Annotated in this window: 16 protein-coding genes; 7 read left to right on the top strand and 9 right to left on the bottom strand. The window is 75.7% G+C overall.

Annotated elements, in window-relative coordinates:
* Nucleotides 1-24: 24 nt before the first annotated feature.
* Together ABD223_RS42645 and ABD223_RS42640 are read right to left on the bottom strand one after the other, a co-directional pair.
* Nucleotides 25-1,134: a M20 family metallopeptidase gene (locus tag ABD223_RS42645; protein ID WP_344043937.1), complete on the bottom strand. Its 1,110-nt coding sequence runs from the start codon at nucleotides 1,132-1,134 to the stop codon at nucleotides 25-27.
* Nucleotides 1,135-1,156: 22 nt separating this feature from the next.
* Entirely contained in the window at nucleotides 1,157-2,614 is a 1,458-nt protein-coding gene (locus ABD223_RS42640; protein WP_344043935.1) for an MFS transporter, read from the bottom strand.
* A 78-nt stretch (nucleotides 2,615-2,692) separates the two neighbouring features.
* Here ABD223_RS42640 and ABD223_RS42635 point away from each other — a divergent pair, with 78 nt between their 5' ends.
* On the top strand, nucleotides 2,693-3,046 hold the full coding sequence (locus tag ABD223_RS42635; protein ID WP_344043933.1) for a DUF6221 family protein: 354 nt from the start codon (nucleotides 2,693-2,695) through the stop codon (nucleotides 3,044-3,046).
* Here the strand turns inward: ABD223_RS42635 and ABD223_RS42630 are convergent.
* On the bottom strand, nucleotides 3,036-3,914 hold the full coding sequence (locus ABD223_RS42630; protein WP_344043931.1) for an isocitrate lyase/PEP mutase family protein: 879 nt from the start codon (nucleotides 3,912-3,914) through the stop codon (nucleotides 3,036-3,038). The two genes, ABD223_RS42635 and ABD223_RS42630, sit on opposite strands and share 11 nt — an antisense overlap.
* A 406-nt stretch (nucleotides 3,915-4,320) precedes the next feature.
* Here ABD223_RS42630 and ABD223_RS42625 point away from each other — a divergent pair, with 406 nt between their 5' ends.
* The 6 genes from ABD223_RS42625 to ABD223_RS42600 all read left to right on the top strand — a co-directional run bounded on the left by ABD223_RS42625 (nucleotide 4,321) and on the right by ABD223_RS42600 (nucleotide 10,007).
* Complete coding sequence (locus ABD223_RS42625; RefSeq protein ID WP_344043929.1) at nucleotides 4,321-5,733, top strand: dienelactone hydrolase family protein; 1,413 nt, start codon at nucleotides 4,321-4,323, stop codon at nucleotides 5,731-5,733.
* Complete coding sequence (locus ABD223_RS42620) at nucleotides 5,730-5,996, top strand: hypothetical protein (RefSeq protein ID WP_344043927.1); 267 nt, start codon at nucleotides 5,730-5,732, stop codon at nucleotides 5,994-5,996. Before ABD223_RS42625 ends, ABD223_RS42620 begins: the two co-directional genes overlap by 4 nt.
* A 102-nt stretch (nucleotides 5,997-6,098) precedes the next feature.
* Nucleotides 6,099-7,118, top strand: a complete 1,020-nt coding sequence (locus ABD223_RS42615; protein ID WP_344043925.1) for a LuxR C-terminal-related transcriptional regulator — start codon at nucleotides 6,099-6,101, stop codon at nucleotides 7,116-7,118.
* Nucleotides 7,119-7,142: 24 nt separating this feature from the next.
* Nucleotides 7,143-8,156 carry a hypothetical protein gene (locus ABD223_RS42610; RefSeq protein WP_344043923.1) on the top strand — a complete coding sequence of 338 codons (1,014 nt, stop codon included), beginning with the start codon at nucleotides 7,143-7,145 and terminating at the stop codon, nucleotides 8,154-8,156.
* Nucleotides 8,157-8,519: 363 nt separating this feature from the next.
* Nucleotides 8,520-8,921, top strand: coding sequence for a hypothetical protein (locus tag ABD223_RS42605; protein ID WP_344043921.1), 402 nt, complete (start codon nucleotides 8,520-8,522; stop codon nucleotides 8,919-8,921).
* A 264-nt stretch (nucleotides 8,922-9,185) separates the two neighbouring features.
* Nucleotides 9,186-10,007, top strand: coding sequence for an SGNH/GDSL hydrolase family protein (locus ABD223_RS42600; RefSeq protein ID WP_344043919.1), 822 nt, complete (start codon nucleotides 9,186-9,188; stop codon nucleotides 10,005-10,007).
* Between the two features lie 43 nt (nucleotides 10,008-10,050).
* On the opposite strand, the gene ABD223_RS42595 is transcribed toward ABD223_RS42600, so the two are convergent.
* The 6 genes from ABD223_RS42595 to ABD223_RS42570 form a co-directional block, all read right to left on the bottom strand.
* Entirely contained in the window at nucleotides 10,051-11,787 is a 1,737-nt protein-coding gene (locus tag ABD223_RS42595; protein WP_344043917.1) for an ABC transporter ATP-binding protein, read from the bottom strand.
* Between the two features lie 34 nt (nucleotides 11,788-11,821).
* The gene (locus tag ABD223_RS42590) at nucleotides 11,822-13,075 is read right to left on the bottom strand and encodes a glycosyltransferase (protein WP_344043915.1); all 1,254 of its coding nucleotides are present in this window, start codon (nucleotides 13,073-13,075) and stop codon (nucleotides 11,822-11,824) included.
* Nucleotides 13,072-13,875 (bottom strand): alpha/beta fold hydrolase, encoded by an 804-nt coding sequence (locus ABD223_RS42585; RefSeq protein WP_344043913.1) that lies wholly within the window; start codon nucleotides 13,873-13,875, stop codon nucleotides 13,072-13,074. The genes ABD223_RS42590 and ABD223_RS42585 overlap by 4 nt, the downstream gene beginning before the upstream one ends.
* Nucleotides 13,875-14,201, bottom strand: a complete 327-nt coding sequence (locus ABD223_RS42580) for an acyl carrier protein (RefSeq protein WP_344043911.1) — start codon at nucleotides 14,199-14,201, stop codon at nucleotides 13,875-13,877. Before ABD223_RS42580 ends, ABD223_RS42585 begins: the two co-directional genes overlap by 1 nt.
* Nucleotides 14,198-18,655: a beta-ketoacyl synthase N-terminal-like domain-containing protein gene (locus ABD223_RS42575; protein ID WP_380647557.1), complete on the bottom strand. Its 4,458-nt coding sequence runs from the start codon at nucleotides 18,653-18,655 to the stop codon at nucleotides 14,198-14,200. Before ABD223_RS42575 ends, ABD223_RS42580 begins: the two co-directional genes overlap by 4 nt.
* The coding region (locus ABD223_RS42570) for an SDR family NAD(P)-dependent oxidoreductase (RefSeq protein WP_344043907.1) at nucleotides 18,652-22,238 on the bottom strand (3,587 nt) is incomplete at its 5' end. The genes ABD223_RS42570 and ABD223_RS42575, both read right to left, overlap by 4 nt.

The raw sequence follows: 22,238 nt of genomic DNA, 5'->3' as shown, positions 1-22,238 counted from the left end.
CGGCCACCGGTCGTCGGCCCTTGATCATCGGCCCCCGGTCGGCCCTCCCCCGGCGAGGTCGTCCAGGAACGCGTTCAGCGCACGCCGGTACGGCTCGACCGTGGTCAGGTCGGCGTGCTCGGCGGGCCCGTGCTGCCCCTCTCCCCCGACCCCGAAGATCACCGCGTCGACGCCGTGCTGGAACCAGAACCGCGAGTCGGCCGCACCGTGCTTGCGCAGCAGGTCTCCCGAGTAGCCCTGCGCCCGCGCGGCCCGCCGCAACGCCAGCACGTCGGCGTTGTCGGGGTCGGCCCGGTGCGGCGGCTCGACGGCGTCGACCTCGGCCACGACGCCCGGCGGGCACAGCGCGGTGAGGTGCGCGGCGACCTGCTCGGGCGTGCGGCCGGTGAACTTCGCGTCCTCTGGCGGGAACCTGATGTCCAGGTGGGCCGTCGCGTCGGCGGGCACCTGGTTGAGCGCCTGGTTGCCGGTGGTGATCCGGGCGAGGTTCACCGTGGTGCGCCACTCCTCCTCGACCGCCACGGGGTACTCCGCCAGCACGGCGTCCACCGCGCGCATCACCTTCAGCACCGCGTTGTCGCCCTGCCACTGGTAGGCGCTGTGCCCGGCGCGCCCGGTCGCGCGCAGCCGCGCCACCACCAGGCCCTTGGACTCGTGCACCACGCGCAGCGCGCTGTGCTCGCCGATCACCACGAAGTCGGCGGTCACGCCCCGCTCCAGCTGGTGCCGGGTGCCGTCGCGCCCGCCGACCTCCTCGTCGGTGACGAGCTGGAGGCCGAGCGGGAACGGCAGGTCGCGCGCCCGCTCCCGGAACACCGCGGCGAGCACCAGCGCGGACAGCTTCATGTCCTGCGCGCCGCGGCCGATCAGCCGATCACCCTCGCGGCGGGGCCGGAACTGCTCGTCCGCGCCGGGCACCACGTCGAGGTGGGCGTTGAAGATCACCCGGAAGCGGGGGCGGCGCCCGCCCGCGCGCACCAGCGCGCTCGGCTTGCCGCCCGAGGAGAAGCGCTCGACCGCGAAGCCGGGGCCCACGGCGTCGAGCACGAGGTCCAGGGCGCGCAGCAGGTCGTCGGGCCGGTCCGCGGTCGACCGGATGGCGATCAGCTCGTCGACGAGCGTCAGCGGGTCCACCACGACATCGTGCCCGGTCCGATCAGTGCGCGTCGGGAACGGTCTGCTCGGCGCCCTCCACCGCGGCCGGGCAGCGCGGTCGGGCGCGCAGCTCCACCACGGCCACCACCAGCGACAGCGCCACGGCCACCACCGCGCAGCCCACCGCCACCGACACCGCCACCCGGAAGTCCCGCCCCGAGGCCGACAGCACCGCGTAGAACACACCCGCCAGCGCCGCGGTGCCGATCGCCGCGCCGACGCGCTGCCCGGTCTGCAACGCGCCGCCCGCCGCGCCCGCCATGGACACCGGCACGTGCCGCAGCGTCAGCGTCGTGTTCGGCGAGATCACCCAGCCGCCGCCGATGCCCGCCACCAGCAGCGCGGGCGCCACGGCCCACCCGGCGACGTGCGCGGGCGCCAGCCGCAGCACCAGCGCGGTCACCGCCAGACCCGCCGTGACCAGGCTCAGCCCGGTCACGGTCACCTTGCGGCCCCACCGCTCGACCAGCCGCCCGCCGACCACGGCGGACGCCGCCGAGCCGACCGCGAACGGCGTGACGGCCAGCCCGGACTCCAGGGGCGTGTAGCCCAGGCCGGTCTGGAAGTACAGCGCGAACACCAGCCAGATGCCGCTGAAGCCGACGAAGTACACCATCCCCAGCAGCGCGCCCGTGCCGTAGCCCGGGGTGTCGGTGAACAGCCCGATGTTCAGCACCGGGTCGCCGCCGCGCGCGGCGAGCCGCCGCTCCCAGCGCACGAACAGCACCAGCAGCGCCGCGCCCACGACGAACAGCCACCACAGCTCGGCCAGCCCGCCGGCCTCGGCCAGCACCAGCGGCAGCATCAGCGCCAGCACGCCGAGGCCCAGCAGCGCGCCGCCGAGCGGGTCGAACCGCCCGCGCCGGCCACCGGTCCGGCGCGGCAGCAGGCGGGCCGCCAGCACCAGCGCCACCACGCCGATCGGCACGTTGACGTAGAAGATCCAGCGCCACCCCTCGTCCTCGCCGGCCACCGCGAGGATGAGACCGCCGACCACCGGGCCGACCGCCGTCGAGATGCCCACGGTCGCGCCGAAGAACCCAAACGCCCGACCGCGCTCGGCGCCCCGGAACAGCTGCTGGATCAGCGCGGAGTTCTGCGGCGCCAGCGCGCCCGCCGACACCCCCTGCAACAACCTGGCCGCGATCAGCACCTCGGTGGTGGGCGCGATCCCGGCCAGGGCGCTGAACAGGACGAACCCGCCCAGCGCGAACAGGAACATGGTCCGTCGGCCGATGGCGTCGCCGAGCCGCCCGGCGGGCACCAGGGCGAGCCCGAAGGCGAGCGCGTAGCCCGACACCACCCACTGCACCCCGGCCGGCGTGGTGCCCAGGCCGTGCTGGACGGACGGCAGCGCCACCGACACGATGCTGACGTCGAGCAGGCTCATGAAGCCCGCCACCAAGGTCACCGTCAGCGCCCGCCACCGCCGGGGGTCGGGCTCGTACGCGCTGGTCACCAGCCCTTCCTACCCGCCGCCACGATCACCCGCACGGCGGCGGGGTGTGATCGTGGCGGCAGTGGATACCCCACCGGCATGGATGCCGAGGCGAACGTGACCGACGAGGACCTGCGCCGGTTCGTGCTGGACGGGCTGGACGAGGACGGGCGGCGGCTGGAGCGCGAGGAGCTGCCGCTGCTGGACGAGGCCGAGCGCCAGGGCAGGCTGCGGGTGTTGCGCACCGACGACGGCCAAGGGCTGATGCTGGTGCCCGGTCCCGCCCAGGCGATGACGGAGCGCACCCCCGTGCCGTTCGAGGAGAAGGCGCGCTGGCTGCGCGAGGAGGTGGAGGGCACCGGGAGCCACGACGTGCTGCGGCTGCTGGCCGCCGCCTACGACACCCACCACGGCTGGCAGGAGGAGTGGCGGCCGACGCCGATCAGCGGCTGAACTCGGGCGCCGGGCGCGGCACGGGCGTCCCCCGGTCGCCCGTGTTGCGCGCCAGCAACGCCTGCGACTCGGCCACGCCGATCGGGCCGTCGGGCAGCGCGCCGTCACGGCGCTTCAGCTCCACCAGGGCGTCCTCGATCGCGGCGTGCGCGGCGAACAGGCACGGCGTGCTGTAGATCGCCACGTCCACGCCCAACCCGGCCAGGTCCGCCAGGTCCAGCCGCGGCGAGCGACCGCCCGCGATCTGGTTGAACACCACCGGCTTGGCGCCGGCCGCCTCGCGCACCCCGCGGACCACCCCGACCGACGGCACCCCGTCGACCAGCACGGCGTCCGCGTCCGTCGCCGCCAGCGCGGCGGCCCGGCGCAGCATCTCCGGCTCCTCGGTGGCGTCGGTGCGGGCCACCACGAACAGGTCGGCCCGGGCGCCCAGCACGCGGCCCAGCTTCTCCAGGTACTCCGGCAGCGGCAGCACCTGCTTGCCGCCCACGTGCCCGCACCGCCGTGGCCGCCGCTGGTCCTCCAGCACCACGCCCGACGCGCCGACCTGCTCCAGGCTCCGCACCACGTGGCAGGCGACCTCGGCGTCGACGTAACCGTCGTCGATGTCCACCAGCAGGTGGTGGCGCGGGAACGCCAACCGCAGCCGCTGCACGAACGCCACCACGTCCGGCCAGGCGATGAACCCGATGTCGGGCAGGCCGTAATGGGACGCGGCGAGGCCGAAGCCGGACACGAACAGCGCGTCGTAGTGCCGTGCCGCGATGGACGCCGACATCATGTCGTACACGCCGATGACCGGCGTGATCCGGTTCGACGCCACCGCCCGGCGCAGCGCTTCCCCGTAACCCGTGGCCCCGTAACCCATGTGGGGCACCGTGCCGGCCGGGGCGGTCGTGGTCGAGATATCGAAAGGATGATCGTTTCCGGCTCGCGGCCGCGCTCGCCGTGCCGCGACTCCGGCGTCGAAGGGCTTTCCGGGGTCTCGCGAACGCGAGTGTTGATCATTTGATGGATCGCTGACGAGCGCTCGGCACCGCTCCGGCGCCGGGCGTTCAGTGCTGCCTTTTACCAGGCCGGACGCTGTTCGTCGCGTGTTCGCGCGGATTTCGGTATTTCTACGGACCGGCCGACCACCCCGCTCGGACCACGCTGTGCCGACCACCCCGCGAGCAGCGAGCAGAACGGTGAACGCGTTGTCCGGGTCGTCCTGCGGTGGAAGCGCCGCCTGGACCGCGGGGACCCCGTCGCCCGAAGAACTCCGAAAGGACCCCATGTGTCACGCCGATGAGTCGCGCCCACCTGCCGCGCCGGTCGCGACGGGCGCGGTGGCCTCGGCCGGCCCGCTGAGGTTGACCTCCGCCGACGGCGCGCGGTTCGCCGCCTACCAGGCCCTGCCCGACCAGCCGACCGGCGCCGGGGTGGTGGTGCTGCCGGACGTGCGCGACGCGCACGAGTTCCACCGGGACCTGGCCCGAGGTTTCGCCGAGAACGGGGTGGTGGCCGTGGTGCTCGACCACCGCGGCCGCGTCGCGGCCGACGACGGGCGCGGACCGGGCTCCGGCGGGTTCGCGCACGCGGCGGAGCCCGACCGGGACCCGGTCCTGCTCGACGTCGCCGCGGCCGTGGACCACCTGCTCGCGCTGGGCGTGACGGACCCGTTCACCGTCGGGTTCCGCCTGGGCGGCGCGCTGTCGTGGGGCCAGTCCGCGCTGGAGCCCCGGCTGGCCGGTGCGATCGGCTTCTGCGGCAGGCCCGCCGAGTGCCGCGAGCTGATCCCGCGCATGGCGCGGCCAGTGCTGGTGCTCGCGGCGGGCGAGGACGTCCTCACCCCTGTCGAGGACGTCCTCGCGTTCGACCGGGAGCTGGCCGAGGCGGGCGTGCCGCACGAGTTCCGCCTCTACGAGGGCGCGCCGCACTCGTTCTTCGACGGCGCGCTGCCCGACCAGGCCGACAACGCCGCCGACGCGTGGCGGCGGGTGCTGGCGTTCATCGACGAGCACCGCCGGGAGGAGCCGACGCCGCGGTGGGGCCTGCCGGCGCACGCCGAACAGCCGCTGCCGCACCTCCCGACCCGGGCCGGTCGAACCGGACGGGGCGAACGCGGGCGTTCCACGACCGGCGTGCGGACCTGCGACTCGCTGCACGCGGTGATGCTGGCCGAGCACTACGACTTCCGCCTGCACGGGCACGTGCTGGACCTGGGCGGGCGGTCCGCCGCGTTCCTCGCCGAGGCCGCCGCCCGCAACCCCGGGCTGACCGGCGCGTTCGTCACCACCGACGACTTCCTGCGGGCGGTCCGGGGCTCGGTGCCCGCCGAGGTGGCCGACCGGATCTCCTTCCACGAGGCCGACCCGCTGACCGACCCGGTGCCCGGCCACTACGACGCGGTGCTGCTGGAGCACGTCATCCACCGGTTCGACCCGGAGCGGAACCAGGTGGTCCTGCGGGCCGCGCGCCGCGTGGTCGACCCCGGCGCGCGACTGCTGGTGCTGGACTTCCTGCTGCTGGCCGACGACGCCCGCCGGCTGGACCCGGTGCTGGCCGGCGGGCACCTGGTGGTCGACGGGACCGTGGTCTACCCCGAGGACGAGGTGCACGGCTGGCTGCGCGACACCGGCTGGCGGGTGCTGGAGACGCGGCGGCTGCCGGGCAGCCCGCGCGTGGTGATCGCGGAGGCCGCGTGACGGGGGCGGTCGCGATGGTCACCGGCGGCGGTGGCGGCATCGGCGGCGTGATCGCCGAGACGCCGGCCGCGCGCGGCGACCGGGTGGTGGTGGCGGACCCGGACCTGGCCTCGGTCGCCCGGGTGGCCGACCGCGTCGGCGGGTTGGCCGTTGGGTTCGCCGAGCGCGTCGAGGACGCCACCGAGCGCGTTCGCCGGTTCATGGTCAACGGGTTCGCGGCTCGCCCGCCGCCGGGGTGGGGTCGACGGCGCGAGCGCCGGTGACCAGCAGCTCGACCTGCGGCGCGCGCACCTGCCGAAGTCGTTCCTCCCCTGTTGTCCGGACCACGTCCTCCACGTAGGTTGTCCGCCTACTGAGGAGGCGCGATGGACACCACGCGGGTCGCCTCGGCGATGCGCATCGGCGCCGCCCTGGGCAGCGCCGCGGACGTCGAGTGGGGCGAGGTCTTCACGAGCCTGCGGATGGCCGTGCCGGAGCTGTGCGCGGTCCAGGTGACCGGGTGGGACCCGGTCACCCGACGCTTCCTGATCATGGCCGAGGAGGGCTACCAGCGCGCCATCAGCCAGGAGCTGGCCCACGAGCTGCCCCGCACCAAGTGGGGCGATCAGCTGTTCGACTCCCCCGTGCCGCTGCTGATGGACGACATGCCGCACAACTTCCGCGACTCGCCGCACTACCAGGAGCAGCTGCGGCCCGCGGGTCTGGAGGACGGCCTGTCGGCGGCGCTGAAGCTGGGCGACCGGCGGGTGGTCGGGGTGCTGCACCTCAACGCGCCGGAGCGGTCGGCGTTCGGCGAGGAGGCCCGCAGGTTCGTCGCCACCGTCGGCGAGGCCCTCGCCCGTCGGGTCGACCCGCTGCACCACCCCCGGCTGGACGCGTGGTTCGGTCCTGAGTGGACGGCCGGCTGGCTGCTGCCCGTGCAGGCGCCCGTGACCGGCCGCGAACCCGCGCCGGTCACCCGCGACCCCGCGCTGAGGGCGCTGGCCGAGCGGTTCGCGGCGCTGGGCATCCGCACGGCGCCGTTCCTGTGGCCCGGCAAGGAAGGCTGGCACCGCGTGCGGCTGCTCCGCGTGAACGACGGCCCGCGCGCCGGTGTCATCGCGGTCTGCGCGGCGTTCGAGAACGCGCCCGGCCTGACCGCCCGCGAGCTGGACGTCGCCACCGGCCTGGTGGCGGGGCTGAGCAACCAGGCCATCGCGGAGGCGCTGGTGGTCAGCCGCCGCACGGTCGAGACCTACGTCGAGCGGCTGCTCACCAAGCTGGACTGCCAGTCGCGCGGCGAGGCGGCGGGCGTCGCGGCCCGCGCCGGGTACGTGCGGCCCTCGGTGGGCGGTGTCGGCGACCTGGCCCGCCTGACCCGCGGGGCGGACGACCACTGGGTGTGACCGGGGCGCACGGCGAGGTCGGGGGTGCTGTGCACCGGTTTCCACCTGATGTGCCGCAACTGGGGGCCGTACCGGATGTCGTCGCGAAGAACCCTGCCCGTAGTCCTCGTCGCCGTCGCGCCGGCCGCCGGGTGCGCCGGGGCGCCGACCGGGCCCCCGCCCGCCCTCGCGGAGAACGCCGCGACCGGGTCCGGGCACGTCCCGATCCCCCGCACGAACGTGCTGCTGCGGCTCCCGGACGGCCTGGAGGTCGACCCGAGCCTGCCGGGGCTGGCCAGGCCGGGCGCCAACACCAGCGTCGTGGTCATGAGCCAGCCGCTGGTGGACACGACGCCGGAGGAGGCCCGGGAGGAGATGGCCGACGGCCTGTCCGGGCCGAAGGCCCGCCTCCAGGGGATGGACATGGACGAGCCGCGCGAGCTGGACGTCGCGGGCCACCCCGCCATCGCGGTCACCGGCGAGCAGTTGGCCTCCGGCGCGGTCTACCGGAAGGCCATCGTGGCGCTCTTCACCGAGAAGACCTTCGTGATGATGACCGGCACGATCGAGCCGGGCGACCCGCTGACCGCGAACGAACTGCTGACGACGCTGACCGACGCCCGCTGGAGCGACGAGACCGCGGCGGGCGACCTCGGCTTCGAGCTCACCCCGGCGCCGGGCTACCAGCGGCAGGAGGGCAGCACGTCGAGCGTCATCATCACCCTCGACGGCGAAACGGGCCCGAACGCGCCCAGCCTGGTCGCCGCGCCGTCGCTCGGCGACAACCCGGTCGAGGAGGGCGAGCGCGAGGAGTTCGCCCGGAAGCGGTTCACGAAGCTGCCGTCCACGCCGCAGGTCGAGTCGGTCACCGAGGTCGAGGTCGCGGGGCTGCCCGGGTTCGAGCTGACCGGGAGCAACCGGGCGGGTGTGGTGACCTACGGCGCGGTGCTGTTCACCGAGGTCGGCTACCTCGTCATCACCGGCAGGTTCGACCCGGACCTGCACCCGGACCAGGTGCCCGCGTTCCAGGAGATGACGCGGTCCCTGGTGCTCACCTGAGACCGGCCGGTCGACCGGGCGCGGGTGGCGAGGCCCCCGGTCGACCGGGACAACGGCGCGGGATGAGGGGTGGGCGAGGCCCGGCCCCACAGGCCGACTTCCGTCCCGGTTCTGTCCACCGAATCGGACGATCACCCTTTTAGCCTGGTGGAGTGCGGTGAAATCCCCCTCAGGCGGAAGGCGTGGTCGTGGGCGCGGCGGCCGGTTCCTGGTCTTACTCGCGCGAGTCGGACGAGGCGGCCGGATCACCGGGCCGGCCGAACCCGTCGCCACCGAGTACCGGGAGCTGACCGGCCGGCACCTGGACCTCTACCTGGACGTCAGCTCGCCCACCTGGGGGGACAACTCCGGAAGACCACCGTCGTGCGCGAGTTCGAGGTGGAACTACCCGAGCACGGTGGCCTTCGAGCGCTGAGCTACAGCCCCGGGCGGAAGACGGCGTCGCTGTCGGTCGCCAAGAAGCTCGGCGCGAGCGCCGCCGTCGCCTTCATGATGTGGACCTCGCGCGAAAGCGCCCGCAACGGCCGCGTCGTCATCAACGGGGTCATCAACGGGGTCGTCTACGAGGGCGAGCCCGAGAACCCGAGGGGACCCGGCCTGCGGACGGCCATCGCGAAGGGCGGGATCACCGGCGCCTTGATCAGCGGTGACATCGAGACGATCTTCCGCCGGGCCGAAGAGGGTTACTGTGACGGCAACAACCGGCTCCTCATCGCCGGCCCCGTGCGCGAAGACGACATCGTCGACAGGTACGAGCTGCCCTAGCCGTCAACGCCGGACCGGGGTCGGGCGGGACGGACCCGAACCGCCCGGCTCCCCGCGCTCGCCGGGGCCCTGGCGCCTCCGACGCGGCCCGACCTCCGACGCCGGCACAGGGGTCCGGACGAGGTGAGATCCGGCCGCATCGGGATTCCGCATCATTAGTGATAAATTCACTCTTCGACATCCATCGTGGGGTATTCACCCACAACATCAACTGTTACTCCTGAAAGGGTCCGCTCCACCCGACCCCCGATGGAGACGAGATCCATGCGCGCACCACGGGCCCTGTTCCCCGTACTGCTGGCGCTGATCGCCACCGCGGTCATCGCCGCGCCCGCCCAGGCGGCGCCCCTCGCGGGCAAGTACGTCGCCCTCGGCGACTCCTACACCACCGCGCCCGGCACCCGCACCTACGACGACCCCAACCACGAGTGCCGCCGGGGTCCGCTGACCTACCCCCGGCTGTGGGCCGCGGCCCACCCGTCCGTGGCGTTCGTGGAAGCCGCCTGCTCCGGCGCCACCACCGCCGAGATGACGACCGACCAGCTGCCGCTGGTCACCGCGGACACCACGCTGATCACCATCCAGGTCGGCGGCAACGACGTGGGCTTCGTCGACGTGCTCACCAACTGCGTGCTGACCATCAACGACCAGGACTGCGTCAACGGCGTCAACCTGGCCAAGCAGGCGGCGAACGCCTACCTCTCCCCCGCCCTGGCCCAGCTCTACGCGGCGGTGCGGGCCAAGGCCCCGTCGGCCAGGGTGATCGTGGTCGGCTACCCGCGGCTCTACACGATCCGCGGCAACTGCGGCATCTTCGGGCTCAGCGACACCGAGCGCACCGCGCTCAACTCGGCCGCCGACACCCTGTCCGCGGTCATGTCGCAGCGCGCGGCCGAGGCCGGGTTCACCTTCCTCGACGCCCGGCCGATCTTCGACCCGCACTCGCTGTGCTCCAGCGGCACCAAGTGGGTCACCAGCCTGGAGTGGGACAAGCTCAACGAGTCCTACCACCCGAACGCGGCCGGGCACCGCGACGGCTACTACGCCGCGCTCAACTCGCTGACCGCCGGCGTCACCGGCGTGTGACGACGACCGGGGCGCCCGCCGCGCGCGGGCGCCCCGGTCCGGTTCAGCCACCGGCGGGCACCAGGAGCTGGGTGGCCGCCAGCTCCCGGTACAGGCCGTCGGCCGCGACCAGCTCCGCGTGCGTGCCCGCCGCCCGCACCTCGCCCCGCTCCAGCACCACGATCTGGTCCGCGTCGGTCACCGTGGACAGCCGGTGCGCGATCAGGACCACCGTGCAGCGCCGGGACGCCTGGTCGACCGCCTCGCGCAACGCGTGCTCGTTGCGGGCGTCGAGCTGTGCGGTGGCCTCGTCCAGCAGCAGCACCCGGGGCCGGCGCAGCAGGGCGCGGGCGATGGCCAGCCGCTGGCGCTCGCCGCCGGACAGGGCGACGCCCCGCGTGCCGACCTCGGTGTCGAGCCCGGCGTCGAGCCGGTCGACGAACTCCAGCAGCCGCGTCGCCCGCAGCGCCTCGGTGATCTCCGCCGCGGCGGCGTCCGGCGCGGCGTAGAGCAGGTTGTCGCGCAGCGTGCCCGCCATGACCGGCGAGTCCTGCTCCACGTAGGCGATGAGCCTGCGCAACTCGGCGCGCGGCATCGTGGCGATGTCGACGCCGTCGACCCGCACCATGCCCGCGGTGGGCTCGTAGAACCGCTGGAGCAGCGCGAAAGCCGTGGTCTTGCCCGCCCCGGACAGGCCGACCAGCGCGGTCTGGGTGCCGGGCGCGACGGTGAAGGACACGCCGCGCAGCGCGGGTTCGCGGCCGGGGTAGGCGAACTCCACGCCGTCGAACTCCACGGCGGGCGGCGGGCCGTCCGGCGCGGGCACGGGCAGGTCCACGTCCTCCTCGACCGGCATCCGCCGCACCTCGTCGATGCGGCCCACCGCGCCCAGGCCCTGCTGGAGCACGCCCAGTCCCGCGGCCAGCGACCCGATCGGCGAGGCCAGGTAGAACACGTAGAGCAGGAACGCGATCAGCTCCGGCGCGGTCATCCCACCCGCCGCGACCAGCGCGCCGCCGACGCCGAGCACCGCCAGGAACGCGCCCTGGATCGCCACGCCGGTCAGCACCTTCACCACGGCCACGTACTTCGCGCCGACCAGCCCGGCCGCGTAAGCCTCGTCCACGGCCGCGCCCGCGAGCGCGGTCTCGCGGGCCTCGGCGCCGTTGGCCTTGACCGTGCGGGCCGCCCCGAGCGCGCGGTCCAGCGCCGCGCCGACCGCGCCCACCGCCGACTGCGCGCGGGCCACGGCGACGCGGATGCGCGGCAGCACCACCAGCAGCAGCACGGCGACGAACACGATCACGCCCGCGGTGACGCCCAGCAGGCGGAGGTTGACCGTCGCCATCATGGCCACCGCGCCGAGCGTGGTGAGCAGGCCGTTGGCGACCATCACCAGCCCCTCGGTGGCGGCGTTCTGCACCAGCGTGCTGTCGGAGGTGACGCGGGCGGTGAGGTCGCCCGGCGGGCGGCGGTCCAGCTCCGGCACGCGCAGCCGGACCAGCCGGAAGACCAGGTCGCGCCGCACCTGCCGGACCACCCGCTCGGCGGTGCGCTGCTGCCACCACGACTGCGCGCCGGTCAGCACGGCGCCCGCGACCACGAGCGCGGCCAGCAGCAGCACCGGCCGCAGCAGCGGGTCGCCCGTGCCCAGCGATTCCAGGACGTCCTGCGCGACCAGCGGCTGCACCAGCCCGGAGGCGCTCGCCGCCAGCACGAGCAGCAGGCTGCCCAGCAGCACCGCGCGGTGCGGTCGGGCGTAGGAGAGCAGCACGCGCAGGGGCTTGGCCGGTTCAGTCATCTTCGGTCCCGGGAGGTCGGTGGAGGACAACGGCTCAACGGGCGGCGGCGCCGACGGCGGCTGAGGCCGGGGCGGCGGAGGTGGCAGCGGCAGCCGCAGCGGTGGAGGCCGCGGTGGAAAAGGCCGCGGTGGCCGGATCGGCGACGAGCTGTTCGAGGTGGTCGGCCGCCGCGGTCGCGCCGCCTGCCTCGCGGAACGACCGGCCGATCGCCCCGGCCGCCGCCCGGTGGCCGCGCGCCGGGTCCAGCACGGCGTCCAGCGCGTCGCCCAGGCCCTCGGCGCCCACCCGCCCGAATCGCACCCGCACGCCCGCACCGGCCGCGACCACCTGCTCCGCCACCACGGGCTGGTCGTCCCGGATGGGCGCGAGCACGAGCGGCACGCCGTGCCACAGCGACTCGCACACGGTGTTGTGGCCCGCGTGGCACACCACGGCGGCGCACCGCGACAGCAGCTCCAGCTGCGGCACGTGCGGGAGCACCAGCACCTCCGGCGGCGCGGTCCCGAGCACACCGCCGGGGTCGACCACGACGCCCTGGACGTGCGGTCGCGCCGCCAGGGCGGTCGCGGCGGCGGTCAGGAAGCGCCCGCCCGCGTCGGCGTTCGCGGTGCCCAGGCTGACCAGCACCACCCGCCGGTCCTCGTCCAGCAGGTCCCACGGGAACTCTCCGGCCGGTCGTGCGGTCACGGCCGGGCCGACCAGGCGCACGCCGGCGGGCAGGTCGACGTCGCCGACCAGCGCGCGGGTGGTGAAGGCGATCACGCCGAGCGGCGGGTAGCGGGGGTCGCCGGTCGCGGCCGGGTCGCCGATTCGCGACCGCAGGGACCCGAGCAGGTCCGTCACCCAGTCGCGCACCTTGGGCAGGTCGGCGAGGACGTCGACCAGTTCCGCGGACGTGCTCGCCGACGTCGCGCACGGCACGCCCAGGCGCTCGGCCACCAGCGGGCCGGCCACGGCGTGCTGGTCGGCCAGCACCAGGTCCGGGCGGAAGTCCTCGACGGCCGCCTCGACGCCGTCGGCCATCGCCTCGGCCAGCGGCACGAAGAAGTCCTGCCACAGGAACCGGAACGCGGCCGGACCGGTCAGCTTCGGCGGCCGGGTCAGGCCACCGTCGGGCGGCAGCGCGCAGTCGAACACCCGCGCGTTCGGACCGGCCAGCCGGCGCACCAGGTCGGCGTGCCCGGCCCAGGCCACCTCGTGGCCCCGGTCCCGCAGCTCCGCCGCCACCGCCGCCGGCGGGTTGACGTGGCCGACGAGCGGCGGCACCACGAACAGGAACCGGCTCACCCCGGCACGCCCGTCAGCGCGTGGTGGTCGCGCACCCACCCCAGGACCAGCTCGCGGGTCTCGTGCGGGCGTTCGATGAGCACCGAGTGGCCCTGGTCGGGCAGTACGACGGTGCGGCAGCCGGGCAGCTTGGCCTCCAGGTCGGGCACCTGGGCGGCCAGCCCCGACTCGTCGCCGAAGATCGCCAGCAGCGGGCAGCCGATGGCGGACAGGTCGTCGGCGACCACCCGGCTGCGCGGCACGTCCTCGGCCAGCGTGGTGGACTCCAGGATGCGGCTCGCGCCCCGGGACAGGCGGGCGGTGTGGGAGCCGTGGTTGGCCTCGATCCAGCCGATGACCTCCTCGTGCGCGAGCCTGGCCTTGGCGTCGGCGAGGCCGTCCGCCATGTGCCGCAGCCAGGTCGCCACCGGCGGCTCGGACTCGATCATGGTCACGGTCGCGACGCGCTCCGGGTGCCAGGCGGCCAGCCCCGCGGCGACCGTGCCGCCGAACGAGTTGCCGACCACGTGCGCGCGCCGGGTCTCGCCCAGGGCGTCGAGCAGGTTCGCCAGGTCGTCGACGAACTCCTCCAGCCGGTAGCCGGTGGCCGGGCGGTCGCTGCGGCCGTGCCCGCGCAGGTCGTACATCAGCACGTCGACGCCCGCCGCGGCGAAGCCCGGCCCGACGGTGAGGTAGTAGCTGGCCAGGCTGTCGGTGAGCAGGCCGTGCACGAACACCACCAGCGGCACGTCCGCGCCGCCGCCCGCCGCGGGCAGCCGCTGCACGTGCGCGGTGATCCCGCCGGTTCGGACCTTCGCCATCACGCCGCCCGCAGCGACGCGACCACGTGGTCGACCAGCTCGCCCACGGTGAGCGCGATGATCTCGTCCAGCTCCAGCTCGGCCACGAACTCGGCGAAGTTGACCCGGTCGCCGTAGTGCTCGCGCAGCGCCGCGGACAGCGTCACCAGGTCGATGCTCTCCAGCTCCAGGTCGCCGTGGAAGGTGGCGTCGCGGGTGACCTCGACGTCGTCCAGGCCCTGCTCGTCGAGCAGTTCGCGCAGCATCCCGGTGATGTCGTCGAGCACGGCGGCGGGGTCGACCGCGGCCTCCCCGTCGGCTGCGGGCGCGGTGGTCTCGGTGCTCATGGTGCCTCTCCTCGTTGTGCGGTCCACGCGACGACGTACTGCCGCGGCGGCAGACCGGGCGGGTTGACCAGGTCGCGGACCCGCACGGTGTGCGCCGCGCCCGCCACCTCGACGCGCAGCCGGTCGCCGTCCACCGCCACGACCCGGCAGTCGGCCGAACCGGCGCCGCGCAGCTCGGCGACGGCCCGTTCGGCGGCCCGCACGGCGGCGGACCAGCGGTTCGCCCCGCCGGCACGCCCGTGCTGCCCCGGGTCCGGCTGGTCGACGACCTCCTCCAGGCCCACGCCGCAGGGTCCGCGCGAGGCGATCGCGACACCGGCCTCGCCGTGGTGGGCGATCGAGACCCGGATGCCGGACACGTCGCGCCCGTGCACGCCGCGCAGGCGCGGCCGGCCCTCCGCGTCGTCGTCCACGGCGACCTCGGCCGGGTAGACGTCGCCGACGCCCTCGCGCCACAGCAGGGTGCGGGCGGCGTCCTTGGCGGCGACGCGCCCGAGCAGCCACTGCCTCCTGCGGCTCGGCGGCTGGGCCTGGTAGGCGTCGCGCTCGCCGCCGCCGAGGACGTTGCGCATGACCAGCTCGCGCGTCGCCAGGTCCGGCCACCGCTCGTGGACGACGGCGCGGCACTCCTCGTCCACCGCGGACAGGGTGTGCGCTCCGGGGAACCGGTCCACGGCGCGGATGTTCGGGTCGGTGTCGAACCTGCGGTCGGTCCAGCCGGTGATCCGCGCCCAGACCCGGCCGTGCCGGGAGAGCTGGACGTCGGCGGTCACGGTGAGGTCGGTGACGCCGGTGATGCGGACGTGGCAGTCCAGCGGCCCCTCCGGGCGCGGGCCGTGGAACACGAGGTGGTCCAGGCGGGTCGGGAAGACCGTGGTGCGCTCGGGCAGCACGGCCATCACCCAGTAGCCGAACAGCTGGCCCACGTTGTCCAGCAGCGCGCCGGGGGTCGGCAGGTCCGCGAGGACGCCGCGCACGTGCCGGTCCCCGATCGCGGTCAGCTCGGCCACGCCCTGGAACAGCGGGCCGTGGAACATCCAGCGCTCGTCGTAGAGCTGCCGGGCGGTCAGGTCGGGGGTGCGCTCGGGCGCGTCGAGCGGCCAGGGCTCGGGCGGCGGCGCGTGCCGGTCGGCCAGCTCGACGACCGCCCGGGAGTAGCCGCCCAGGGCCACTTCGACGCGGTCCGGCGCGCTGTGGCGGAGGGAGACTGGGATGTCGACGGCGGGGATCGCGGTGATCCACTTCAGCAGCCGCACGTCGTGCACCGCCACGGCGCGCCTGCCCGGTGCGGCGCGTTCGGCCAGCTCCACGAGGTGGGTGATGACGGTGGTGGCGGGGACGACGGGCCAGCGGTCGGCCTCGTCCGGCCAGTCCGGGCGCTGGCGGAAGAAGCAGTGGTCGCGCAGGTAGGGCATCTCGTCGAGGCTGACGCGCAGCACCGGCGGGACCGGGGAGACCGGTGGTGGAGGGGTGGCGGGCAGGACCCCGGCGGGTGGGACCGGAGACGCGGATCGGATCGCCGGGGTGGCGGGTCGAGTCGCCGGGGCGGGTCGGGTCACCGGGGCGGTGGGTCGGGTCGTCGGGAGGCCGGGTGCGGCGCGGGTCGCCGAGGCGCGGGCGCCGATCAGCTCCGCCGCGATCCCCGCCGTGTCGTTCAGCAGGGCGGACAACTCGGCCACCAGCGGGTTCCCGGCGAGCCCCGCCAAGGGGTCCCCCGGCGAGCGGTGCGCGGCGGCCGTCAGCGGCGTTGCGACCGGCCGCAGGGGTGCGGCGGCCGGTCGCAACGCTTCCCGCCGGTCCTCCGGCAGGGAGACGAGGGGGTTGCCCAGCTCCAGCCGCACCGGGGCGCGACGAGGGCCGCGGTGCGGCGTGCGGTCCGGCAGCAGCGGGCGGGCGTCGGCCTCGACGCCGTGCGCCCACAGCGCCGTCACCACCCTCCTGAGCTGCGCCAGGCCGCCGTGCGCGGACACCACCAGGTGGTCCTCGCCGGCGAGGCCGTCGTTGACCAGCGACCCCAGCTGACCCGGCCCCAGCTGCACGAACGTCCGGAAGCCCGCGGCGTGCATCGCGCGGACCAGCGGACGGAAGCGGACGGGTTCGAGCAGGTGCCGGATGAACAGCTCGCGCACCGCTTCCGGCTCGTCCGGGAACGGGGCCGCGGTGGTGGCCGACCACACCGGGACCGCGGCCGGGCGCAGGGTGTAGGACTGGGCGGCCTCGCGGATCGGGTCCAGGTAAGGCGCGAGCATCGGCGTGTGGAAGCCGGAGCGGAACGGCAGCACCCGGCTGATCACCGCCTCCGCCCGGAACCGCCGCACCACCGCGTCCACCTCGGCCTCCGGGCCGCAGACCATGGCCTGGTTGGGCGCGTTGTCGTGGGACAGCACCACGCCGGGGTGCTCGGCCAGCGCCTCGACGACCCGCTCGGCCGACGTGCCGATGACCGCGAACACCACGCCGGGCACGCGCAGCGCCGCCGGGTCGAACGCGGCGAGGAACGCGTCCACCTCGTCCGCGGCGTGGATGCCGCCGGCCGCCATCGCGGTCCACTCACCCACGCTGTGCCCGGCCACCGCGTCCGGCACGACGCCGAGGCCGCGCAGCGCGGCGTCGAGCACCCGGCCGACCTGGAACACCGCCACGCCGTGCCGCCCGACGTCGCCGACGCGCGTGCCGCCGTCGACCGACCAGGGCAGGCCGAAGCGCCGCGCCACGTCGGCCACGGCCGGTTCGAACTCGGCCTCCAGGCCGGGGAACAGGAACGCGGTCCGCCCGTCGAGCGGGCGCGGGCTGAACCACACGTCGCCGCGACCGCGCCACGGCACGCCCTTGGCCACGGCCTTGCGGGCCAGCGCGAGCTTGCGCGGCGTCGGGTCGACGATGCCCAGGCGGCACGGCTCGGTCACCGCGGCCCGCTCGTCCAGGCCCTCCGCCCCGTCGTCCAGCCGCGCGAGCAGCGCCTCCGGGGTGGCGGCGGCCAGGCGCAGCACCCTGGTCGGCTCGGTGACCACGGCGACCCCCGCGTGCGCGGCGGGCGGCTCGTGCAGCACCACGTGCGCGTTGATGCCGCCGAACCCGAAGGCGTTGACCGCGGCCCGCCGGGGCGCGCCGCTCGCCGGGCTCTCCCACGGCCGGGCCCGCGCCAGCGGCTCGAACCTCGTCGCGGCCAGGGCCGGGTGCGGCTCGTCGCAGTGCAGGGTCGGCGGCAGCACGCGGTGGTGCACCGCCAGCGCCGCCTTGACCAGGCCCGCGATCCCGGCGGCCGGCATGGTGTGCCCGATCATCGACTTGACCGAGCCGAGCGCGGCGCGCGGGCCGTCCGCCGGGCCGAACACCTCGGCCAAGGTCTCCAGCTCGGCGCCGTCGCCGGCCGGGGTGCCGGTGCCGTGCGCCTCCAGCAGGCCGACCGCGTCCGGCTCGCGCGGGTCCAGGCCCGCCGCCTCCCACGCCTGGCGCACGGCCAGCACCTGGCCGCCGGGGTCGGGGTTGAACAGGCTCGCGGACCTGCCGTCGCTGGCCACGCCCGTCCCGGCGACCACCGCGTACACGCGGTCGCCGTCGCGCTCGGCGTCGGCCAGCCGCTTGAGCACCACCACACCGGTGCCCTCGCCGATCAGCACGCCGTCCGCGCCGCGGTGGAACGGGCGGATCCGCTGGCTCGGGGACAGCGCGCCGAGCTGGCTGAACACGCTCCACAGCGTGATGTCGTGGCAGTGGTGCACACCGCCGGCCAGCACCACGTCGCACCGGCCGCCGGCCAGCTCGCGCACCGCGTGGTCCACCGCCACCAGCGACGACGCGCACGCCGCGTCCACCGTGTAGGCGGGGCCGCGCAGGTCGAGCCGGTTGGCGACGCGGGACGCGGCGAGGTTGGGCACCAGGCCGATCGCCGACTCCGGCGCTTCCGGGCCGAGCTGGTCGGCGAACGCCGCGCGGACCCGCTCCAACCGGTCGTCGTCCAGCTCGGGCACCAGCTCGCGCAGCGTGCGCACGACCTGGTTGGCGGTGCGGACCCGCTGGTCCAGCCGCACCAGGCCGGGCGTGAGGTAGCCGCCCCGGCCGAGCACCACGCCGACCCGGCGGCGGTCGGCGGGCAGCACCGCGTCCCCGCCCGCGTCCGCGATGGCGTCGGCGGCGACCTGCAACGCGATCAGCTGGTCGGGTTCGGTGCCCGGCACGGACCCCGGCATCACGCCGAACCCGGCCACGTCCACCGCGGCGTCGACGAACCCGCCGCGCCGGCAGTACACGCGGTCCGCGCGCCGCGGCCCGGGGCCCGGGTCGTAGAACTCGCCGTCCCACCGGTCCGGCGGCACGTCAGCGATGGCGTCCACGCCGTCGACGATGTTGCGCCAGTACGCGTCGAGGTCGGGCGCGCCGGGGAACAGCACCGCCATGCCGACGATCGCGACGGGCTCGGCGGTCGGAGGGGTCCTCGGGGTCAAGCCGGTCACCACCCGGAGGCGGTGTAGACGACGGCGTGCGCGTCGGCCGGGCCCCACGCCAGCTCGCGCAGCAGGCACAGCGGCCCCTCGTCGGGGTCGATCAGCGAGATGCCGCGCGCGGCGTAGGACCGCATCAACTCCGGCGTCACCATGCCGCCGCCCGCCGCCGCCCACGGTCCCCAGTGGACGGTCAGGCCGCGCCTGCCGGGCCGGCTCCAGCGCCGGGCCAGCTCCTCCAGGGCGTCGTTGGCCGCCGCGTAGTCGCACTGGCCGCGGTTGCCCAGGGCGGCGGCGACGCTGCCGAACAGCACGGCGTAGCGCGGGCCGTCCGGCAGGGTGTCCACGGCGTCGAGCAGGGTGCGCGCGCCGTCGACCTTGGTGCCGAACACCCGCCGGAACGACTCGACGGACTTCTCCGCCACCAGCTTGTCCTCGATCACGCCCGCCGCGTAGACCACCGCGTCGAGCCGGCCGTGGTCGTCGTGGACGCGCTTCACCGTGGCGCGCACGGCTTCCGCGTCGCGCACGTCGACCGCGTGGTAGCGCACCGCGCTGCCCAGCTCCGCCAGGTCGGCCAGGGTGGTGCGCACCTCGCGCTCGGCCAGCAGGGCGGACACCGCCCGCTCGATCTCGGCGGGCGAGGTCAGCCCCCGGGCGATGAACGCCGACCGCAGCGCCGCCCGGTCGGTGGCGCCGACCGTCGCCGGGTCCTCCGGGCCGGTCGGCGCCGGGGTGCGGCCGAGCAGCTCGACCCGGCACCGGCCCGCCGCGGCCAGCGACCGGGCGAACCGGGCGGTGATGCCGCGCGCGCCGCCCACGAGCAGCACGACCGCGTCCCGGTCCAGCCCGGCGGCCTCGGCCTCGGCCGCGCCGTCACCGGCGGGACCCGCGCCGGCGGCGGCGACCGGGCCCAGGTCGGTCACGGCGAGCCGCAGCCCGCGCCGCGCGCCGCCGGCCAGCGCGACCGGCTCGTGCCCGGCGGCGCCCAGCTCCGCCAGCAGCCCGGTGGTGACGTCGGTGTCCTCGGCGTCGTCGGCGACCTCGACCAGCGTGCCGGCCACGTCCGGGTACTCGCGGTCCAGGGTGCGGAAGAAGCCGCGCAGGCCGGTCGCCGCACCCGCGCCGCGCCGGTCCACGGCCAGCAGGCCGCGCGGACCGGCCGCGAGCAGCGCCTGGATGACCGGGAACTCCTCGGGCAGCAGGGACTCCTCGGCGTCGAGCGCGCCCAGGTGGACCACGAAGGAGCCGGCCGCCTCGGAGACCACCTCGACACCGGCCGCGCGCAGCCCGGCGGCGACCTCGTCGGAGCCCGCGCCGACCAGCACGACCCTCGTGCCGCGCACGTCGACCGAGGGGGCGGGCAGCTCGAACTCCTCGAACACCAGCCGCTTCGGGGCGACCACCACCGCCGCGGGGGTGGACGCGGAGGTGGTGGGGGTGGCGGGAGCAGCGTCCGGGACGAAGCCCGTGGGGGTGGCGGTGACGAGGCCGGCGGTGGCGAGGCCGGCGGTGGCGAGGCCGGCGGGCGCGGAGCCCGCAGTCAGGAGCAGGTCGGGTCCGGTGGCGGCGGGGGAAGCGGCGGCCACCCGCTCGCTGATCAGGTCCGCGATCGCCGCCGCCGTGCGCGCCGCCGCCAACGCCTCCATCCCCGAGCCGTCGCCGAGGTCCAGCCCCAGCCGGGTCGCGATCTCGCCGGCGATCTCGGTGCGCTTGATGGAGTCCACGCTCAGGTCGGCCTCCAGGTCCAACCCGGGCTCGACCATCTCCACCGGGTAACCGGTGCGCTCCGCCACCACCTCCACGACCGCGCCCAGCACGTCCGCCGGCGCGGCGGCCACCGCGGGCGCCGGCGTGGCGAGCAGGCCCGACAGGGCCTCCGCCAGCCCCGCCGCCGTGCGCGCCTTGGCCAGGTCGTCCAGGCCGCTCGTGCCGTCCAGGGGCAGCCCGAGCCGGGCCGCCAGGTCGCCCGCGATCTCCACGCGCTTGATGGAGTCCACGCTCAGGTCCGCTTCCAGGTCCAACCCGGGCTCGACCATCTCCACCGGGTAACCGGTGCGCTCCGCCACCACCTCGACCACCGCGGCCAGCACGTCCACCGGCCGGGCGGGCTCGACGACGGTGACCGCCACCGGCTCGACGGTCACGGGCGGAACGGCGACCGGCGACACGGCCACCGGCGACACGGCCACCGGCGACACCGTCACCGGAACCGCGGGCACCGCCTGGCCGGACGCGCCGAAGTAGGTCATCAGGACGTCCCGCTGCGCCGCGATCAGCTCCCGGCTGGTGCGCAGGAAGTCCGCGATCACGGCGTCGGAGGACGCCGCGGGGGTGTGCTGCTCGGGCACGAACGCCTCCGTGACACGTCGGGCGGGTTGCAGGGCGCCTGGCTGGACCGCGCCGTCCGCGCGGCGCACCAGGTGGCCGTCGACGGTCCAGCCCGGCACGGCGGGCGCGGCGGACGGGTCGACCGCGTCGCGGCCGCGCACCAGCGGGCCGGTGCGCACGTCCACCCCGGCCACGGCCAGCCGCGCCAGGGCGGTGAGGAAGCCGACCAGGCCGTCGCCGAGCGGGACCGCCCGGTGCGGGCGGTCGCCGAGCACCGCGTCGACCAGGCCGCTGAGCACCCGGCCGGGGCCGACCTCGACGAACACCCGCGCGCCCGCCGCGTGCATGGCCTCGACCTGCTCCGCGAACCGCACGGGCGCGCCGATCTGCGCGGCCAGCTCGGCGCGCACCTCGGCCGCCGAGCCGGGGTAGGTGCCCGCGGTGCGGTTGGACCACACCGGCACGGTCGGTTCGCGCAGCGGCAACTCCTCCAGCACGCGGGCGAACGCTTCTCCCGCGCCCGCCACCAAGGGGCTGTGGAACGCGCACGCCACCCGCACCGGCTTCACGTCGAGCCCGGCCGCGCGCAGCGCCTCGACCGCACGCGCCACGGCGTCGGTGGGGCCGGAGACCACGGTCTGCCGGGGCGAGTTCCGGTTGGCCGCCACCACCGGCAGGTCGCCGAGCACGGCCTCCACGCGGGCGGCGTCGGCGAACACCGCCGCCATGGCGCCGGGGTCGCCGTCGCGGACCGCGTCCAGGATCGCGTCGGCGCGCGCGGCGCTCGCCGTGAGCAGGTCGGCCGGCGTGAACACCCCGGCCGCGGCCAGCGCGGCCAGCTCGCCGTAGCTGTGCCCGGCCACCGCGTCCGGCCGCACGCCGACCGCCGCCAGCAGGTCCGTGGCGGCCAGCTCGACCACGCCGAGCGCGGGCTGCGCCACCCCGGTGTCGGTGATCCGCTCGACCTGCTCGGCCAAGGCCCGCTCGCCGAACGCCGCCGGCGGGTACAGCGCGTCCGCCCACCGCGCGCCCAGCCTCAGGTGCCGCTGCGCCTCGGGGAACGCCACCAGCAGCTCGGCCAGCATGCCGGGCCGCTGGCTGCCCTGGCCGGGGTAGAGGAACACCACCTGGCCGGCCGGTTCGTCGTCGGCGTGGAACACGCCCTCGGCGCGCTCCCCCGCGATCGCCGCGCGCAACTGGTCCACGTCCGCGGCCACCACCGCCACCCACGCCCGCTCGCCGCGGGCCGCCGCCACGTCCGCCC

Source organism: Saccharothrix xinjiangensis, from assembly GCF_039527585.1.
In the GTDB taxonomy this organism is placed as follows: Bacteria; Actinomycetota; Actinomycetes; order Mycobacteriales; family Pseudonocardiaceae; genus Actinosynnema; species Actinosynnema xinjiangensis.
This window is presented reverse-complemented; position numbering and strand designations above follow the sequence as displayed.